The 16,549-nt window shown below is 71.0% G+C and carries 18 protein-coding genes and 1 pseudogene; 6 read left to right on the plus strand and 13 right to left on the minus strand.

Annotated elements, in window-relative coordinates:
- From ITP53_RS60595 to ITP53_RS36085, 8 genes and pseudogenes are all read right to left on the minus strand, one after another.
- Positions 1-77: pseudogene (locus tag ITP53_RS60595) on the minus strand (IS200/IS605 family transposase); the annotation flags it as partial.
- A gap of 153 nt (positions 78-230) precedes the next feature.
- Positions 231-1,097 (minus strand): helix-turn-helix transcriptional regulator, encoded by an 867-nt coding sequence (locus ITP53_RS36055; RefSeq protein ID WP_195899944.1) that lies wholly within the window; start codon positions 1,095-1,097, stop codon positions 231-233.
- 104 nt (positions 1,098-1,201) lie between these two features.
- Complete coding sequence (locus ITP53_RS36060; protein WP_207756904.1) at positions 1,202-1,663, minus strand: MarR family winged helix-turn-helix transcriptional regulator; 462 nt, start codon at positions 1,661-1,663, stop codon at positions 1,202-1,204.
- A gap of 28 nt (positions 1,664-1,691) precedes the next feature.
- Entirely contained in the window at positions 1,692-2,927 is a 1,236-nt protein-coding gene (locus ITP53_RS36065; protein WP_195899945.1) for a cytochrome P450 family protein, read from the minus strand.
- A 159-nt stretch (positions 2,928-3,086) separates the two neighbouring features.
- A complete protein-coding gene (locus ITP53_RS36070; protein ID WP_195899946.1) occupies positions 3,087-3,326 on the minus strand; it encodes a hypothetical protein in 240 nt (79 codons plus the stop codon).
- A gap of 134 nt (positions 3,327-3,460) precedes the next feature.
- The gene (locus tag ITP53_RS36075; protein WP_195899947.1) at positions 3,461-3,637 is read right to left on the minus strand and encodes a helix-turn-helix domain-containing protein; all 177 of its coding nucleotides are present in this window, start codon (positions 3,635-3,637) and stop codon (positions 3,461-3,463) included.
- On the minus strand, positions 3,604-4,743 hold the full coding sequence (locus ITP53_RS59640; RefSeq protein ID WP_195899948.1) for a sensor histidine kinase: 1,140 nt from the start codon (positions 4,741-4,743) through the stop codon (positions 3,604-3,606). Before ITP53_RS59640 ends, ITP53_RS36075 begins: the two co-directional genes overlap by 34 nt.
- 137 nt (positions 4,744-4,880) lie before the next feature.
- The gene (locus tag ITP53_RS36085) at positions 4,881-5,771 is read right to left on the minus strand and encodes a CPBP family intramembrane glutamic endopeptidase (protein WP_195899949.1); all 891 of its coding nucleotides are present in this window, start codon (positions 5,769-5,771) and stop codon (positions 4,881-4,883) included.
- A 238-nt stretch (positions 5,772-6,009) separates the two neighbouring features.
- Here ITP53_RS36085 and ITP53_RS36090 point away from each other — a divergent pair, with 238 nt between their 5' ends.
- Together ITP53_RS36090 and ITP53_RS36095 are read left to right on the plus strand one after the other, a co-directional pair.
- Positions 6,010-7,206: a sensor histidine kinase gene (locus ITP53_RS36090; protein WP_195899950.1), complete on the plus strand. Its 1,197-nt coding sequence runs from the start codon at positions 6,010-6,012 to the stop codon at positions 7,204-7,206.
- Positions 7,203-7,889 (plus strand): response regulator, encoded by a 687-nt coding sequence (locus tag ITP53_RS36095; RefSeq protein WP_195899951.1) that lies wholly within the window; start codon positions 7,203-7,205, stop codon positions 7,887-7,889. Before ITP53_RS36090 ends, ITP53_RS36095 begins: the two co-directional genes overlap by 4 nt.
- A gap of 122 nt (positions 7,890-8,011) precedes the next feature.
- Here the strand turns inward: ITP53_RS36095 and ITP53_RS36100 are convergent, their stop codons facing one another.
- The 5 genes from ITP53_RS36100 to ITP53_RS36120 form a co-directional block, all read right to left on the minus strand.
- Positions 8,012-8,233, minus strand: coding sequence for a hypothetical protein (locus tag ITP53_RS36100; RefSeq protein WP_195899952.1), 222 nt, complete (start codon positions 8,231-8,233; stop codon positions 8,012-8,014).
- Positions 8,230-8,769, minus strand: a complete 540-nt coding sequence (locus ITP53_RS36105; RefSeq protein ID WP_195899953.1) for a S26 family signal peptidase — start codon at positions 8,767-8,769, stop codon at positions 8,230-8,232. Before ITP53_RS36105 ends, ITP53_RS36100 begins: the two co-directional genes overlap by 4 nt.
- Positions 8,766-10,733: an ABC transporter ATP-binding protein gene (locus tag ITP53_RS36110; RefSeq protein ID WP_328816879.1), complete on the minus strand. Its 1,968-nt coding sequence runs from the start codon at positions 10,731-10,733 to the stop codon at positions 8,766-8,768. The genes ITP53_RS36105 and ITP53_RS36110 overlap by 4 nt, the downstream gene beginning before the upstream one ends.
- On the minus strand, positions 10,730-11,230 hold the full coding sequence (locus ITP53_RS36115) for a TlpA family protein disulfide reductase (protein WP_195899954.1): 501 nt from the start codon (positions 11,228-11,230) through the stop codon (positions 10,730-10,732). Before ITP53_RS36115 ends, ITP53_RS36110 begins: the two co-directional genes overlap by 4 nt.
- A 66-nt stretch (positions 11,231-11,296) precedes the next feature.
- A complete protein-coding gene (locus ITP53_RS36120) occupies positions 11,297-11,956 on the minus strand; it encodes a MauE/DoxX family redox-associated membrane protein (RefSeq protein WP_195899955.1) in 660 nt (219 codons plus the stop codon).
- 247 nt (positions 11,957-12,203) lie between these two features.
- Here ITP53_RS36120 and ITP53_RS36125 point away from each other — a divergent pair, with 247 nt between their 5' ends.
- Genes ITP53_RS36125 through ITP53_RS36140 form a run of 4 tightly spaced genes read left to right on the plus strand, consistent with a single transcriptional unit; the run spans position 12,204 to position 16,541 of the window.
- Positions 12,204-12,746, plus strand: a complete 543-nt coding sequence (locus ITP53_RS36125) for a MaoC family dehydratase (RefSeq protein ID WP_195899956.1) — start codon at positions 12,204-12,206, stop codon at positions 12,744-12,746.
- Positions 12,743-13,792: a LacI family DNA-binding transcriptional regulator gene (locus ITP53_RS36130; protein ID WP_195899957.1), complete on the plus strand. Its 1,050-nt coding sequence runs from the start codon at positions 12,743-12,745 to the stop codon at positions 13,790-13,792. The genes ITP53_RS36125 and ITP53_RS36130 overlap by 4 nt, the downstream gene beginning before the upstream one ends.
- On the plus strand, positions 13,789-14,967 hold the full coding sequence (locus ITP53_RS36135) for an extracellular solute-binding protein (protein WP_195899958.1): 1,179 nt from the start codon (positions 13,789-13,791) through the stop codon (positions 14,965-14,967). The genes ITP53_RS36130 and ITP53_RS36135 overlap by 4 nt, the downstream gene beginning before the upstream one ends.
- Positions 14,964-16,541 (plus strand): class I adenylate-forming enzyme family protein, encoded by a 1,578-nt coding sequence (locus tag ITP53_RS36140; RefSeq protein ID WP_195899959.1) that lies wholly within the window; start codon positions 14,964-14,966, stop codon positions 16,539-16,541. Before ITP53_RS36135 ends, ITP53_RS36140 begins: the two co-directional genes overlap by 4 nt.
- Positions 16,542-16,549 lie beyond the last annotated feature (8 nt).

Consider the following 16,549-nt stretch of genomic DNA (forward strand, 5'->3'; position numbering starts at 1 on the left):
CGGTATTTGGGGCACCACACCACGTGAAAGGCGCACTGGAAGGCGATGTTGCTGTTCGTGCGCAAGGTCACGGCCACACAGATCAATATACAGCGTTGATCTATCTACCGCTCAAAGATTCGACAGACGGGCTTACCCCCATGGCTGAAGCCAGGGGTCCGCGCCCTAGATCTACGATCGCCGCGACCTGTTGACGTACGAAGTTCCGCCCACGGGAGCCGGGCCCGGTGTCACGGGAGTGCGTCGGCGGTGCGGTCGGCTGTGACGCGCAGCAGGTCGAGCTTGCCGGCGTCGCTGGTGCCGGCGGCGGCCGTATAGGTGACCATGCGCAGGTCCGCGCCCGGGACGAGGAGGATGTCGCAGTCGAGCAGGATGTCGCCGACCTCCGGATGGTGGATCGTCTTGCGGTCGGTGGTGTGCTGGGCGGCGGCCGTCTGCGTGGCCCAGTGGTGAGCGAAGTCGTCGGACATCGCTCGCAGTTCCCGTACGAGGCGATCGAGCTCGGCGTCCGCGGGATAGCGGGACACGGCGTCCTTGAGATCGGCCACGATCGACGCCGCGAAGGCGTCCTGTCCGCGCTCGGCCTGGACCGCGAACATCGAGCCATGAACAGCACCGCTGCCGAACAGGGCGCGGGCGAGGTTGCGCTCGGCGGTCGGGAGCACGGAGGGATCGCTGTGCAGGGCGCTCCACATGGCGTTCCACCACACCAGGGTCCAGCCGGCGGTGAACACCCCGATCGGGACGTCGCCCAGGCGCGCGGCGAGCCGCTGGATCCCCGGGGGCACATGGGTGCTGACCGTCCCGTCCTGCGGCGGCAGGAGCCCGGCGCTTCGGTACAGCTGGTCGCGTTCGGCCCTGGAGAGCTGAAGGGCCCGGGCGAGCGCGCCGACGACCTGAGGCGACGGGTTCTTCGCGCGTGACTGCTCCAGGCGCAGTACGTAGTCGACCGAGAGCCCGGCCAGCTGGGCGAGCTCCTCGCGGCGCAGTCCCGGGGCGCGACGGCCGGGCATCGCGGGCAAGCCGGCGTCGGCCGGGGACAGGCGGTCGCGCCAGGCGCGCAGGAGGGCACAGAAACCGGAGTGCGAGGCGGTCATGAATCCATCATCGCCCTGGCAGTACCGGCCCGCGAATCCTCCGGCGCCGACGGCGTGGACCTGGCGGGCCGCCGAAGCCCGCTGGGGCGCACGAGAGCCCGAGGCTAGGTGGTCGGCTGGTCTGCTTGCAGGCGGTCGAGGATCGTGGCGGCGATGTCGGCGAACTGGTCGAGCTGTTCGGGCGTGAGGTGGTCGACGAACAGGCGCCGGACCTCCTGGGCGTGGCTGGGCACGGCTTCCTTGAGTGCGGCGAGACCGTTCGCCGTGATCACCGCGTACATGCCGCGGGAGCCGCACCGTTCCCGGTTGACCAGGCCTCGCTCGGACATCCGAGTGAGCTGGTGGTGCAGGCGGCTCTTCTCCCAGTCGGCCACCCGGCCGAGCTCGAAGGCGCGCATCCGCCCGTCGGGCGCCTCGGACAGCAGCGCGAGCACGGTGTAGTCGGCGTTGGACAGGCCACTGCTGGCCTGGAGCTGCTGCTCGATGCGTGTCCGCAGCAGCTCCAACATCCGGAAAGACGTCCGCCATGCGCGGAGTTCGCGTTCGGTCAGTCCCTGCTGCTCCATGAGGCCATCTTACCCATGAGTTGATACATCAACTTCGTCCCCCGGAGCGCAGGTGCACGGGGAGTTCCTGGTGACCGTTGCTGATAAGGGTGGGTACCGGCCGCAGCGCGTCGGGCGGCGCCGCGAGTGACATGGTGGGGAAACGCTCGAAGAGCTGACGCAGGGCCTCCGCGACTTCGAGACGGGCCAGGGGAGCGCCGAGGCAGAAGTGCACGCCGTAGCCGAACGCCAGGTGGTCCTTGACCCCGCGCATGACGTCGAAGGTGTCGGCGTCCGTCCCGTGCCATTCCGGGTGGCGGTTGGCGGCCCCGTACGCGGCGAGGATGGCGTCTCCCGCGGCGATGATCTGTCCGTCGGGCAGGTGGATGTCGGTGACGGCGAAGCGCAGCGGCAAGTACTTGATGGCGGGCTCGTGGCGAAGGGTTTCCTCCACCACGTCCTCCCAGGCGGCCTGGCCTGTGCGGACGAGGTCAAGCTGGTCGGGGGACGTCAGCATCGCGAAGACGGCCTGGTCGATGACGTTGACGGTCGTTTCGTACCCGGCGTTGATCATCAGAATCAGCGTGTCGCGCAGTTCGTCATCGGTGAAGCCGCTGCCGTCCGATTCCTCGTCGCGTGCCGCGATGAGCAGGGAGGTCATGTCGTCGCCGGGGTCGCCGCGCTTGGTGGCGATCAACTGGTCGGTGCTCTTGAAGAGACGTGCGGCGTTAGCCTGGGCCTGCTCAGGCGTGAGCGTACTGTCGAAGACGCCGTCGACGATCTGCCGGAAATCGTCCCGCTGGTCTTCCGGCACGCCCAGCAGGTCTCCTATCACGGCGATGGGCAGCGGGTACGCCAGTCGCTCGCGCAGGTCCACCACCTGGCCGGCGGGCACCGCGGCGAGACCGTCGATCAACTCGGTGACCACGGCTTGGACGGTCGGCCTCATCTCGGCGATGCGGCGTGCGCTGAGGATGGGGGCGACCATCCGCCGTAACCTGCGGTGGTCGGCGCCGTATGCGGTGAGCATGCTCTGCACCTCGATCCACAGGCCGAGCGGCCACGTGCGGATCGTCTGCTGAAAGTCCGGGTAGTGAGCGCGGCCGTCCTTGGAGACGTCGGGACTGGTGAGCATGGTCTTCAGGAGGGCGGGGTCGGTGACCGCCCATGCGCGCAGGCCGAGGACGTCCACGGGGGTGGCCGGTCCACGAGCCCGCAGTGCCTGGTATTCAGTGTGCCGGTCGGCACCAGTGGGATCGATGACGAACGGGAGGGGCTGGGACATGTGTCTCCTCCTTCACCTTTCCCGCGAGGGGTTGCCGAGATACGTGAGACGCGATTCCACGGTGATCTCCTTGCCGTGTTGCGGATACACACGGTTGACCGGGTAGCCCGGCCATGTGTGACAGCAAGCCGGACAAGGAATCTCTCACCCGCGACGCCTCTAGAGCGCGCTCACCTCGAAGCGGTTCGTGCCGCTCATCGCCGTACGCGATGCCATCAGGCATCCGGCCACGGCGGTGAGCAGCCCGGTCAGTCCGAAAGCGGCGAGGGTGCCCATGGGCAGCGCCGCCACCGTCGCCTCGACGTCCCCTCCGGCCATCAGGAACGCCATCCACACCGTCGCCGCCACACCGAGCACCCAGGCGGGGACGACCGTCAGGACCATCTCCCAGACGACCATCGCGCTGATCTGCCGCGGCGCCGCCGTGTTTCAGGAACGTCTTCAGGATCGCGCCCGCCGGGCGGCGTTTCCTCCCTCACCCGGACGAGCCTCGACCTGGGAGCAGGGTCCCAGGAGCGAGGGCGTCTGGGACGCTACTCCCCCGGCCGGACGAGCCCCGTCTCGTAGGCCAGGATCACCGCCTGAGCCCGGTCACGAGCTCCGATATCGGCGAAGAGGCTGGTCACGTGGTTCTCAAGCGCTGAGCCCGCGCGGATCAGGGCGTGGTCATCGACGATCAGAACCTTGATCGGGGATCTTCGCGTGGACACGGAAACCTCCCTGAGGAACGGCCCCGAACTGGAGCTCCCCGCCGCACAGTGCGACTCGCTCGGCTATCCCCCCGCAGGCCGAAGCCCTCTGTTCTCGTCGCGCGCCGCACAGCCGGACCGTCGTCGCGGACCTGTACGTCGACCACCCCGGGAAGGTATCCCAGCGTGACGGTGGTCGTGGCGCCCGCGGCGTGCTTGCGGGCGTTGGTCAGCGCTTCCTGGACGATCCGGTAGACCGCGTGGTCCGCGGTCGTCGGCAAGGGGAAGGGCTCTCCGGTCACCTCCAGGGTGACGCGCTGCCCGGCCTCCCGTGCCCCGTCCACCAGGGCGGGCAGGAGGGCGACCCCGGTGGTCCTGTCCTCGGACCCGGATCCGCCCGTCTGCTCGGCCCTCAGCACGTGCAGCAGTTGCCGCAGCTCCGCTATGGCCTCGCGGCCGTTCCGCTCGGCCGTGGCGATCGTCTCCTCGGCCTGGCCCGGATCCTGGCGGAGGATCGTACGTGCCGCGCCGAGCATGACGTTCATGGAGGTGATGTGGTGGGCCACCACGTCGTGCAGTTCCCGTGCGATCCGCGCCCGCTCCGTCCGTACGGCCGCCTCCGCCGACTCGGCCCGGTCGCGTTCCTTCAGCTCGTGGCGCAGCCGTACCAGGTTTCCGAGAGCGACCAGCAGGAAGATCGGGATCAGCAGGAGGGCGGCGATGAGCGACGCGGTGGTCAGCGGCCCGCTCCCGTCCTGGGCGAGCACCGGCGCGCCGGCGGCGTGCAGGCCCACGAGGGTGCCGCCGTAGCACAGGCCCACGATCCCCGCGGTCGACCAGGAGACGCGGGGCGGGCTGTGCCTGCCCACGGCGTACAGTGCCCACGCCAGTGCCCCGGGGAGGACCGGACGGGGCACGAGGAGCAGCGCCGCCAGCGTGCCTGCGAGGGTGATGCAGACGACGAGGACCGGCCGCTCGCGGCGCCAGAGCAGCGCCACCGAGGCCGGCCCGCCGATGATCAGCTGGACGGCGAGTGCCGTCCCGCCCGCGCCGGGCGCGGCGAGCAACCACGCTGACAGGACGACCAGGACATCCGCCGCGCGTAACTCACCGAATCGCCTGCGCACCCTCCTGGACTCTACCCCGGTGATCGGGTACGCGCGCTGCCCCCAGTCCGTCCGCGAGGACGCGGCCACCTCAAAAAACGCTGTCCAGGCCCGATCTGCTGATCGGACCTGGACAGCGGTAGCCGGATTCCATGCGGTCAGGCGGAGGGCTTGGTGCGGCGCGGGCGGGGGCGGATCTGGCCGGTGCGGGCGGCCCGGCGCAGCAGGAGGATCGTGGGGACCACGCAGACCAGCAGTGCGAGCAGGCTGGCCTCGGGTCCGAACGTGCCGCCGGTCAGCGCGGACGGGCCGGACAGCGTGACGTTCAGCAGGCCGTTGGGCGCGACGTCCGACCCGGAGAGTATGACGCCGAAGATCCCGGTGTGGGTGAAGTTCCAGGCGAAGTGCAGGCCGATCGGCAGCCACAGCGAGCGGGTGGCGATGTAGGCGGCGGTCGTCATGGCTCCGCCCGTCAAGGCGATCGAGAGCGTGCCCCACAGCGTGGCGTTGACGTTGACCAGGTGCGTCGCGCCGAACAGCGCCGTGGATACGACCAGGGCGATCACGGTGCCGGTACGTTCCTCCATGATGCGGAACAGAACCCCGCGGAACAGGAGCTCTTCGATGACCGCGACGCTCGCCATCATGCCGGCGGTGCCGAGCAACCCGCCGAAGGAACCCCAGGACACGTCCTGCCAGCCACCGAACATCGCGATCAGCAGCATCAACACGGTGAACAGGCCACCCCCGAGCAGCGTCCCGCGCCGCAACTGGGACCACCTGTTCGTCTTCTCGAGTTCGGGGACGCTCGGGCGGAGTTCGACGGTTCGGCAGAGCCAGCGGTAGATGACCACAGCGGCGACGGCCAGGCCGGCGCCCACCGGCAGGGCGAGGATCCAGACGGGCGAGACGAGACGGTTGATCCCGGCGAACACCGTCATGACACCGAACAACGCGACCAGCAGGACGGGGAACCGGAACCTGCGGAGCCGGCTCGTGGAGGGGTCGGCCTGCGGGAGGGTACTGTCCGGGTGGTCCGTGGGCGCCATGATCGCGGTCCTTTCGACTGAGCTTCCGTGGTGATTTCCTGCGACGCCAGGGACATTACGGAGCGGAGCGGGCCGTGCCATCCCACTGGAACGGACATCCCCGGTAGCTCTCACGGGGGATGGGAGCCGGGCCGGATCGCCATCCCCCGTGAGAGCTATCGCCGTGCCGATGCTCGTTCTCGCCCGCCGTGGCGGCAATCTCGTGCGGGGTCGCCGTGGCCGCCGTTAGGCTTGCCCGATGTTCGCGAACGTCACCCGTTCTGTCCGTTCCTGGGCGGGCTTGTGGCGCGCTCGCCCCATGCTCGTCAAGGACGGAGCGCTCGCGGGAGTGCTCACGGTGCTGGCGTTCGTACCGACACTGTCCGCCATCTCAGCGGAGCTCGGCGACCTGCCCCGGCGCCCGTCCGACGCACTGGCCGTGGTGCTGGCCCTGGCTCAGTCCGCACCGCTGGTCATCCGCAGCCGATGGCCCGCAGCCTGCCTGGCGGTCATCGGCACCGCCTTCGCGCTTCATCAGGCGCTGGGCTACACGTCGACGTTCGGCAGCATCGGGCTCTATCTGGCGGTGTACGCGTCCGGAGCCCATCAGGTCCGGTTCCGTCGCGGCCTCGCCGCGGTGTCGACCGCCGGCTATGTCGTTCTGGTGGTCGTGCTGCACAACCTCGGATCGCCCAACCAAGTCCCCGACTTCCTCGCGTTCTACCTGGCATTGGCGGTGATCTGGATGGCTGGCGTGGGGATGCGCCGGTGGCGGGCGGAGGAGGCCGAGCGCAGGCGGCTCAGCGCGGACGTGGCCAGGGCCGCGGAGCGGGCACGTATCGCCCGCGAGTTACACGACGTGGTCACGCATCATGTGACCGCCATGGTGGTCCAGGCCGATGCGGCACAGTTCGTCGTCGGCACGGCGCCGGATCGCGCCGGGGTCGGGCTCGCCGCCATCAGCGACACCGGACGGCGGGCGCTCACTGAGCTGCGGCACCTGCTCGGCGTACTGGAGGCGACCGGCGAGTCGAGCCCCGCGGACCGCACGCCGACGCTGGGCAGGATCGGCGACCTCGTCGAACAGGCCCGCATGTCCGGCCAGCCCGTCGAGTTCGCCGAGCACGGCGAGCAGCGGCCACAGGACGTGGACGTGGAGCTGGCCGCCTACCGGGTGGTTCAGGAGGCGCTCACCAACGCGATGAAATACGCGACAGGGCGGCGCACCACGGTCACGGTGCACCACCACCCCGATCGCATCGCCCTCGAGGTGAGCAACGACGGGCCCCCCGAGACCGGGCCTGCCGAGACCGCACCCGTCGTGCCGTCGGGCGGGCGCGGGCTGGAAGGGCTGCGCCAGCGGCTGCGTATGCTCGACGGCGAACTGATCGCCGCGGGCCGGGCCGACGGCGGGTTCAGCGTCCGCGCCCTCATCCCCTCAAGGAGCGAGGCATGACCGACACCCCGATCAAGGTGCTCATCTGCGAGGACCAGGAACTGGTGCGGGCCGGCTACATCACCATCTTCTCCGTCCAGCCCGACATGGAGGTGGTCGGGGAGGCCGCGAACGGCCGCGCGGCGGTCGAGGCGGCGCGGCGGCTTCGCCCGGACGTCATCGTGATGGACATCCGGATGCCCATCCTGGACGGCATCGAGGCCACCAGGCAACTGGCCGGTCCCGGCACCGAGGCTCCGGCGAAGGTGCTGGTCGTCACCACCTTCAACGTCGACGAGTACGTCTACGAAGCGCTCAAGGCCGGAGCCAGCGGCTTCCTGCTCAAAGACGCGCCACCGGCGGAGCTGGTCAACGGTGTGCGTACCATCGCCCGCGGCGAGTCCCTGCTGGCCCCCGCCGTCACCCGCACCCTCATCGGCACCTTCGCCGACCGCCTCCGCCCCGCCGACCCCTCCAGGCCGGCCAGGGAGGAGGTCGTACGGGCGCTGACCCCCCGCGAGCTCGAAGTGCTCGAACAGATCGCCGCCGGCCTGTCGAACGCGGAGATCGCCGCGAAGCTGTTCATCACCGCGGAGACCGTGAAAACCTACGTGTCACGGATCCTGGCGAAGCTCCAGTTGCGCGACCGCGTGCAGGCGGTCGTCCTCGCCTACCGGGTGGGACTCGTCTCCGGCACGGACTGAACCACGACCCGGTTCGCGCTGCGAGGCCGGCGCGCCGCGGCGATCAGCGCAGCCGGTTGGATCGGCTTCCTCCGCGACACCCGCGGAGTCCCTCACCGGGCCGGTGAGGGACTCTCCCAGGTCTACCTCACGGGGCAGTTCGGCCCCTGGACGATGCATTGCCCGAAGTACTCGTGGCAGTTCGAGTACAGCTGGTACCAGCGGAACTTGACGAACGACCCCTCGTACCCGCACTGACGGCACTCCGACACGGGAGGACAGTACGGGCCCGCCTGGGCGGTCACCCTGGGCACCAGCCTCGCCAGCAGGCGATCGCCCAGCGACTCCATCAACTTGACCATCATCGGTCTCCTTCCTTCTTCGGTGTCCCGGGCCTGTCTCCGGGAGTTCGGTGGGCACGAGCGCCCCCGCCGCACAGCCGCCTGACCACGACGGCGACGACACGATCCGCAGGAAAGTAGCCGACCTGCCGGGAGTCGAAGCTCGCGGCCGCGTTGTCGCCGAGCAGCACAACTCGCCCGGCGGGCACCCGCCCGCGCCGATCCGCGGCGAGCCCGGTCACCGCCCCGTGCGGCACCGGATCACCCGCCGTGGCGGCGACCCGCTTGATCAGCAGGACCGGCTCGGCCGTGGCCGGCGCACGTTCGGGCCAGGTGAGCGTCTCCCGGTCCGGGCTCTCGGCCACCACGACGCTGCCCACGCGCGCGGCGGCGGGGCTGCGCACCGCGAGCAGCCTCTCGCCGTCACGGTAGGCGGGGCGCATGCTGTCGCCGCTGACGGTGACGATCAGGAGGTGGCGCCGGGCCTGCCAGGCGGCGATCGCGACGCACGCGACGGTTCCGGCGAGCGCGCCGAGCGGCCCGAGAGACGGCCTTCTCACCTCGGCGCCTCCGTAGTGCCGAAGCGAGCGCCGACGTGAGCGCCGACGTGAGTGCCAGTGGGAGTGCCAGTGGGAGTGCCGGTGGGGGAACCGGTGCGGGCGTCGGGCGGTGCGTCGGCGGGGGAACCGGTGCGGTAACCGCCCGCCTGGATCCGGAAGAGCCTGGCGTAGTGGCCGCCGGCGGCCATCAGGGTGTCGTGGGAGCCCTGTTCCACGACGCGGCCCTGCGACAGGACCACGATGACGTCGGCCGTGCGCACGGCGGAGAGCCGGTGGGAGATCAGCACCGACGTACGGCCGTCGCGCAGCTCGCGCAGGCGCTGGTGGATCTCGTGCTCGGCCTCCGCGTCCAGCCCGGAGCTGGGCTCGTCGAGGATCAGGAGGTCACTCTGGTCCCGCAACAGTGCCCGGGCGAGGGCGATCCGTTGCCATTGCCCGCCGGAGAGCAGGACCCCGGTCTCCGGGTCGCCACCGTCACGCTGATCGAGGAACGTCCTGGTGAGCAGGGTGTCGTACCCCCTGGGCAGGCGGGTGATCACGTCGTGCAGCCGGACGGCACGAGCCGCCGCGGTCAGCCGTGCCGGGTCCTGCATGGCCGGCAGGTCGCCGAGTGCGATGTTCTCCCGCGCGGTGAGCTCGTAGTGCATGAAATCCTGGAAAACCGTGGCGATGCGACCGCGCAGCCCGTCGATCCGCAGGCCGCGATAGTCCACGCCGTCCCAGGACAATGACCCGAAGGACGGATCGTAGAACCGGCACAACAGCTTGACCAGGGTGCTCTTGCCCGCGCCGTTGAGACCGACGAGCGCCACGGTACGCCCTGCCGGGATGGTGAGGTCGACACCGCACAGGACCCAGGGCTTGTCCGGCCCGTACCTGAACCAGACGTCCCGCAACTCGATCCCGGTCCGTAGCGCCGGCACGGCCTGGACACGCTCGGGCACGACGAGGTCGGGCGGGCTGGTGATGACCGCGCGGTAGTGGTCGTAGAGCAGCAGCGACTGGTGCGCGATCGCCATGGTGCGTACGAGCTCCGTCAGCGCCGACTGGCAGCCGGCGACGGCCGCGACGAACACCGCGATGTCCCCGATGCCCAGCCTCCCCTGGCCGGCCGCGTGAATCGCCCAGACCAGCCCGGCCGCCACCACGACCGCGCCGAGCAGGGCCGGCACACCCTGCACCCGCAACTCCCGCCGGTCCAGCCGTCGGGTCGCGTCGTGCACCGCGGTCAGCTCGCCGAGCATCCGCCCGCGCAGGAACCGGCCGAGGCCGAACAGCCGCACTTCCTGGGCGGCCCGCAGCCCGCTCAGCAGCTCGGCGTAGAACGACTCCCTGCGGACCGCCTGAACCGTGCTGCGGGCGAGCCGGGCGCGGGTCCTGCTGATCGTCAGCTCCGCCCAGACGACGGGAACGGCCGCGAGCCCCAGGATCCCGGCCATCCACGGCGCGATGGCGATCAGCGAGCCCACGAAGCCCACCATGGTCAGCAGCGCACGCGCGGAGCCGAGGGCGGAGGTGACCATCTGCGCAGGCGCCTGCCGTCCTGACTGCTCGGCCAGTTGCAGCCGGTCCCGGAAATCCGGGTCCTCGAACCTGGCCAGTCCGGGGAGACGGTTGAGCGCGTCGTACAGGGTGGCCTGCGAACGCAGGGTGATCGCGCGCAGCAGCTCCCCCTGGGCGTACTGCACGACCTGCGGCAGCACGGCGGTGACGAGGGTCGCCACCGCCAGCCCCAGTGCGATGGCGAACAGCCCGGCGACCGGACCGCCGCCGGGTGCCGCACCGGCCAGCCGGTCGAAGGCCAGCTTGGTCAGCCAGGCGGTGGCCACCGGGGCGATCCCCGCCACCACCGCCCCGGCGGCCTGGAGGGCGACCATCCCCGGGGCCACCCGCCACGCCAGTACGGCGGCCCGCCCCGCGTGGGCCGCCAGGATGCGGGGCGGCAGTTCCTCGCCCTCGCTCACCCGAGCTCCACGCTGTGCGCCAGCACCGTGCCCGCGTCGTCGATCCGGCAGGTGGCCGGGTAGCCGTGCACGGCGAACGCCGTGGTCAGACTCTCCCCGTGGCGCTCGGTGAAGACCCTGGCGACGGGCCGCAGCGTGTTGATCATCTCTGTGGTCTCGCCGGGCTCTCCGACCACGACGGCGATCACGTCGGTGTGTTCCGCGGCCAGGTCCGTGAATTTCGGCAGCCGCTGGACGCAGGCGGGACAGGTCGTGGAGAAGAACCCCACCAGGCCCGCGGCGAGGTCGGAGCGCGACAGTTTCTCTCCGTCGACATCTTCCGCCACGAATTCCCCCGGCGTCTCCCCCACCGGCAGCATGACCGGTTCGAGGGCCGGGCGTTCGCCGCCGATCAGCTCTTCGTGCACACGGAGCCGTCGGATCACGGCGAGGGTGAGCACCAGGTTGAGCACCGACAGGCCCGCCACCAGAACCAAGGCCACCACGACCAGTTGCATGGATCTCCTACCGCGGCTCCCTGTCGAGCCCCTTGTCGTCGAGATTCGGCCGAAATGTAAGTCTGCTCAGGGCGCTGTCTCCGGGCTCGGCCGCTTGAGCGATCCGGGTCGTCTCGCCGAACGTGGTCCCCGGACTCCGGACGCGCCCGGCGCCTGGCCGAACAGCGCGACGACGTCCTCGAACCGCAGCACGACCGTGGCGCAGACCAGGGCGGCCGCGCCGGCGAGCCCCGCGCCCACCCAGCCGGCCTCCGAGTCGGGAATCCCGAGCGGACCGGCGGGAAGGCCGGCGACGGCCACCCCGGCCAGGATCGTGTTGCGGACGGCGTGCGGAATCCCGAGCGGCCGCCCTCGCCCCTCGACGGCGGCACCCCGGAACGAGCCGCCGCGTCTCCCGCGCGGCCCCGGGCCGAAACAGTTGCAGGGCACCGCGAGCCCCCGCCGCCGCGTCACCACGGCGACCACGGCGAACACGGCGAGCGCCGACGCCGCGAGGACGAGTCCGGCCGGAGACCACGGCGTGAGCAGCAGCCCAGTGGTGACGATTTCCACAGCGACCACGACGCCGGCCGTGGCGGTGACCCCGCGGGCGGGAACGATCCGCAACGCGTGGATGGAGGCGGCGAAGCTCCGGAACGCCTCCGCCCTGGAGACCTTCGCGAGCGACGAGGCCGTGAAGACGACCACGAGAAGCACCGGCGGGAACACCCGCATGAACTCGCTCATGTTCACCCCCGTGGCCGACGTCCGACCACCATGCACACCGCTGTTGGCGTTCGGTTGGTCTTTTCGTGGCGCTCCTCGTGCGCGGCGGGGCCGAGACGCCGGTGGGTCCAGGCGACCGAACGCCTTCGCCGTTAACGGGAGTTCGTCCTCTTGCGTCCGGTTCTATCGGCTGGTATAACGTTTCACCAGGTCGTGAAAACGTTATACCAAGCGGAGCCTTGGATGGCGGGGAGCGAGGAGATCACTGGTGCGCACGATCGAGCGACACTACGAGGACTTCGAGATCGGAGAGGTCCGGCGGACCACCGGGCGCACCATCACGGAGTCCGACATCGTGCTTCATGCCGGTCAGACCGGTGACTGGTTCCCGCATCATGTCGACGCGGAATGGTGTGCCACGCAGCCGTTCGGCGCCCGGATCGCGCACGGGACGCTGATCGTGTCCGTCGCGGTGGGGATGACCGCCGGTGACATCAATCCCGCCTCGATGAGCTACGGCTACGACCGCATCCGCTTCATCCGGCCGGTGCACATCGGCGACACCATCACGGTGACCGCGGAGATCACCGCCAAGCGCCCCCATCACAAGCGTGCCGACGCCGGTTTCGTCGAGGAGACCGTGACGACCGCCAACCAGCGTGGCGAGGTGGTCCTGTCACTGGTCCACCTCTACCTTGTCGACCGCCGCCCCTCAGAGGAGAACCGCCGCTCCTCAGAGGAGAACCGCCGTCCCTCGGAGCAGAACCGCCGTCCCTCGGAGCAGAACCGCCGTCCCTCGGAGCAGAGGTGAAGGGCCGCCGTGCGCCGGGGCTGTCGGCGGTCGCCGAGCGTGCCGGGGTCTCGGTCTCGCTGGTGTCCAGGATCCTCACCGGTGACGCCACCCTCAGGGTTCGAGACGACACCCGGCAGCGGGTGCTCCAGGCGGCCGAAGAGCTCAAGTACGTTCCCCATGTCTCGGGGCGCGCCCTGCGGCTGGCCAAGGCGGGGGCGATCGGGCTGGTCGTACAGGATGTGAGCAATCCGATCCACGCCGAGATCATCCGCGGTGCCCAGCTCGCCACGGCCGCGCACGGGCAGGTGCTGCTGCTCGCCGACTCGCCGGAACTCGCCTCCAACACCCAGGCGTTCGACCGGCTGATCGGCGAAGGACGCATCGACGGCCTGCTCTGGCAGAGCAGCGGCTTCGGCTTCGACGACGAGCTGGCCTCGCGCGCCGCCGGACATCTGCCGACCATCCTGGTCAACAACCGCCCCCGTGCCGGCGTGCCCGGGATCCGGCTCGCCGACGAGGAGGCCGCGGCCCTCGCCGTCGAGCACCTCATCGAGCTCGGCCACCGCGACATCGGGTTCGTGGGCGGGCGTGCGGTCACCGACATCTCCGTACGCCGCCTGGCCGGTTTCAGCGAGGCGATGAACCGGCACGGGCTGCCGATCCGGCCCGAGTGGATCATCGCGGAGGAGTGGGACGCCGCCGCCGGCCACGCCGCGATGACCTCGTTACTGACCCGTCCGCGGCTCCCCACCGCGGTCTTCGTGGCCAACGTGGTGGTGGCCGTCGGCGCGCTGGCGGCGGCGCGGGAGCACGGCATCAGCGTGCCCGGCGACCTGTCGGTGGTCGCCATCCACGACGTGTGGTTCGTCGCGCACGGCGCACCGCCGCTGACCACGGTCCTGCTGCCGTTGCGCGAGCTCGGCCGGCGGGCGGTGGAACTGGTTCTCGGCGACGACCTCGACGGCCCCGAGGGCGGTCACCTCATCACCGACCCGCCCCCGCAACTGGTCGTGCGCGATTCGACGGCCCCTCCCAGGACCTCTCCGATTGGACACCTTCGATGACCCATCTGCGTGGCATGACGTGGGACCACCCGCGTGGCCTGTCCTCGATGCAGGCCGCGACGGCCGCGTTCCTCGCCGGGCGTGAGGGCTCGGGCATCACGGTGGAATGGCACGCCAGGCCGCTGAAGGCGTTCGAGGACACCCCCGTCACCGAGCTGGCGGCTCGTTACGACCTGCTCGCGATCGACCACCCGTTCACCGGCCAGGCGGCCACCACCCGTGCCCTGCTCCCGCTGGAGGAGCTCCTGCCGTCCGAGGTTCTGGCCGAGCAGCGTGCCAACAGCGTCGGCCCCAGCTTTCGCAGCTATTCGATGGACGGCGCTCAGTGGGCGTTGCCGATGGACGCCGCCGCGCAGGTGAGCGCGTACCGGCCGGACCTGCTGCCCGGCGCGCCCCCTCGCACTCTGGAGGAGGCGCTGGACCTGCTGCGTCACCTTCCCGACGGGGTGTCCGCGCAGCTCCCGGCCAACCCCACCCACATCTGGTCCTCGTTCCTGTCGTTGTGCCAGCACCGGGCCACCGACGGGTCGGGCGCGGACGGCAGGAACGGCGGGCGTCCCGCGTGGTGGCCGGAGAGCGGGATCGAGCCGGACGTCGCCGCGGGCGGCCTGGCGCTGTTGCGGGAGCTGCTGAGCCTGGTCGATCCGGTCTCCTTCGATCGCAACCCGATCCAGACGCTGGACGGCATGGCCGCCGGCGAGCCGGTCGGCTACGTGCCACTGGTCTTCGGCTACTCCAACTACGCGCGCAGCGGCTTCGGGCGGCACCTGGTGAGATTCGCCGACGCGCCGGTACGGAACGGCACCATGCTGGGCGGTGTCGGCCTGGCGATCTCGGCCAGGTGCGCCGGCACGCCCGCCGCGACGGCGGCCGCGGAACTGGCGACATGGGTGGTGTCCCGGCCGTGCCAGACCGGGATCTTCGCCACCGCGGGCGGCCAGCCGGGACATCGGGCCGCCTGGACCGACCCGGAGCTGAACCGGCTGACCCATGGCTTCTTCGCCGACACCCTCGGCACGCTCGACCGCGCCTTCCTGCGCGATCGCACGCCTGGCTATCCGCGGTTCCAGCAGCAGGCGGGCGAGCTGCTCCACCGGATGGTGACCCGCGGCGAGTCCGACCACGCCGTCGTCACCGCGCTCGGGAAGCTGTGGCAGGGAGTGATCGAGCCGTGAGCACCCTCGCCGCGCTGGCCAGGCAGGCGCACGAGCGGCACGCGGCGCTCCCCGCTGTCCACGACGGCACCGGCTGGCTGACGTTCGGGGAGCTGGGCGCGACGGCTCGCGCCGTCGCCGTACGGTTGCGCGAGCGCGGCGTCGAGACCGGCGACCGGGTGGTGATCGCCCTGCGCAACCAGGCCGCGATCCTGCAGATCGAGCACGCGGTGTTCCTGTCCGGCCTCGTCCGGGTGGCGGTCAGCAGCCGGCTGCACGGGCGTGAGATCGCCGGGATCGCGCACGACTGCGCGGCCGCGGTGGTGGTCTGCGAGCCGGAGCACGTCGAGGCGCTGGTGAGCGCCGCGCCGCCGTTGCGCGCGCTGGTGGTGGACACGGCGGGCCGGATCGAGCCGCCCGCCGGTGCCGTCGATCTCGCCGGCCTGGTCGCCGCTCCCGAAGACCCGGCGCGGCTCGACTTCGCCGTCCCCGATGATCCGGACGCCCCGGCCGCGCTGATGTACACCTCGGGCACGACCGGGGATCCCAAGGGCGCGATCGTCACACACCGCATGTGGCTGGCCATGATCAGAGCGCTTTCCGAGAACCTGCCGATCCGCGGGCCGGGCGACGTCGTGCTGCACGTGGCGCCGATGAGCCACTTCGGCGGGTCGGTCGGTTCCGCGTACACCTTCGCGGGAGCCGCGGCCGTACCGCTGCCGCGTTTCGAGCCCGGTGCGGCGCTCGCGGCGGTCGAGCGGTTCGGCGTCACCGTGCTCCCGCTGGTTCCCACGATGCTCAAGGAGCTGACCGTGGCCGCTCAGGCCATGACAACCGGGGGCGGGCAGGGCTCGCTCGCCGGGCTCGCCGCCGTGCCGTACGGCGGATCGGCGATCTCCGTGCCCGCCGCGGCCCGCGCCTCCCGCGTGTTCGGCGAGGTGCTGTACCAGTGCTACGGGCTGAGCGAGGCGCTCGCCCCGCTGACCGTGCTCTCCGCGGCCGACCACCGGCACGGCGGCGAGCGGCTGGCGTCCGCGGGCCGGCCGGTGCGCGGTGTGGAGATCGAGGTCGTCGACGCCGAGGGCCGTGCGGTGCCCGCTGGAGACACCGGCGAGGTACGGGTGCGCGGCGAGGCCGTGATGCCGGGCTACTGGAACCGGCCCGCGGAGTCCGCCGACGTGCTCGGAGCCGGAGGCTGGTTCCGCACGGGTGACATCGGCCGCTTCGACGGCGAGGGGTACCTGTACCTCGTCGACCGGCGCAGGGACGTGATCGTCTCGGGCGGCTTCAACGTGTATCCCGGCGAGGTGGAGCGGGCCATCGCCGAACTTCACGGTGTGCACGAGGTCGTGGTGTTCGGCGTGCCGCACGCGCGCTGGGGCGAGGCGGTGGCCGCCGCCGTGGTGCCTGCCCCTGGCTGCCACCTGACGGCGGAGGACGTCGTCACCGCCTGCCGTACGAGGCTGGCGAGCTACAAGAAACCACTGCTCGTCGACGTCGTCGACGAGCTGCCGCTGTCCAGCACCGGCAAGATCAACCGGCGCGAGGTACGCGACCGCTACTGGTCGGCCGGAGGCAGGCATGTCGGCGAATGATTCGGAGG

The sequence above is a fragment of the Nonomuraea cypriaca genome, assembly GCF_015645445.1.
Lineage (GTDB): Bacteria > Actinomycetota > Actinomycetes > Streptosporangiales > Streptosporangiaceae > Nonomuraea > Nonomuraea cypriaca.

Coding starts and splice junctions, on each gene's coding strand:
- ITP53_RS36055 (WP_195899944.1), bottom strand. CDS start 1,097: ATGACCGCCTCGCACTCCGGTTTCTGTGCCCTCCTGCGCGCCTGGCGC.
- ITP53_RS36060 (WP_207756904.1), bottom strand. CDS start 1,663: ATGGAGCAGCAGGGACTGACCGAACGCGAACTCCGCGCATGGCGGACG.
- ITP53_RS36065 (WP_195899945.1), bottom strand. CDS start 2,927: ATGTCCCAGCCCCTCCCGTTCGTCATCGATCCCACTGGTGCCGACCGG.
- ITP53_RS36070 (WP_195899946.1), bottom strand. CDS start 3,326: ATGGTCGTCTGGGAGATGGTCCTGACGGTCGTCCCCGCCTGGGTGCTC.
- ITP53_RS36085 (WP_195899949.1), bottom strand. CDS start 5,771: ATGGCGCCCACGGACCACCCGGACAGTACCCTCCCGCAGGCCGACCCC.
- ITP53_RS36090 (WP_195899950.1), top strand. CDS start 6,010: ATGTTCGCGAACGTCACCCGTTCTGTCCGTTCCTGGGCGGGCTTGTGG.
- ITP53_RS36095 (WP_195899951.1), top strand. CDS start 7,203: ATGACCGACACCCCGATCAAGGTGCTCATCTGCGAGGACCAGGAACTG.
- ITP53_RS36100 (WP_195899952.1), bottom strand. CDS start 8,233: ATGATGGTCAAGTTGATGGAGTCGCTGGGCGATCGCCTGCTGGCGAGG.
- ITP53_RS36115 (WP_195899954.1), bottom strand. CDS start 11,230: ATGCAACTGGTCGTGGTGGCCTTGGTTCTGGTGGCGGGCCTGTCGGTG.
- ITP53_RS36120 (WP_195899955.1), bottom strand. CDS start 11,956: ATGAGCGAGTTCATGCGGGTGTTCCCGCCGGTGCTTCTCGTGGTCGTC.
- ITP53_RS36135 (WP_195899958.1), top strand. CDS start 13,789: ATGACCCATCTGCGTGGCATGACGTGGGACCACCCGCGTGGCCTGTCC.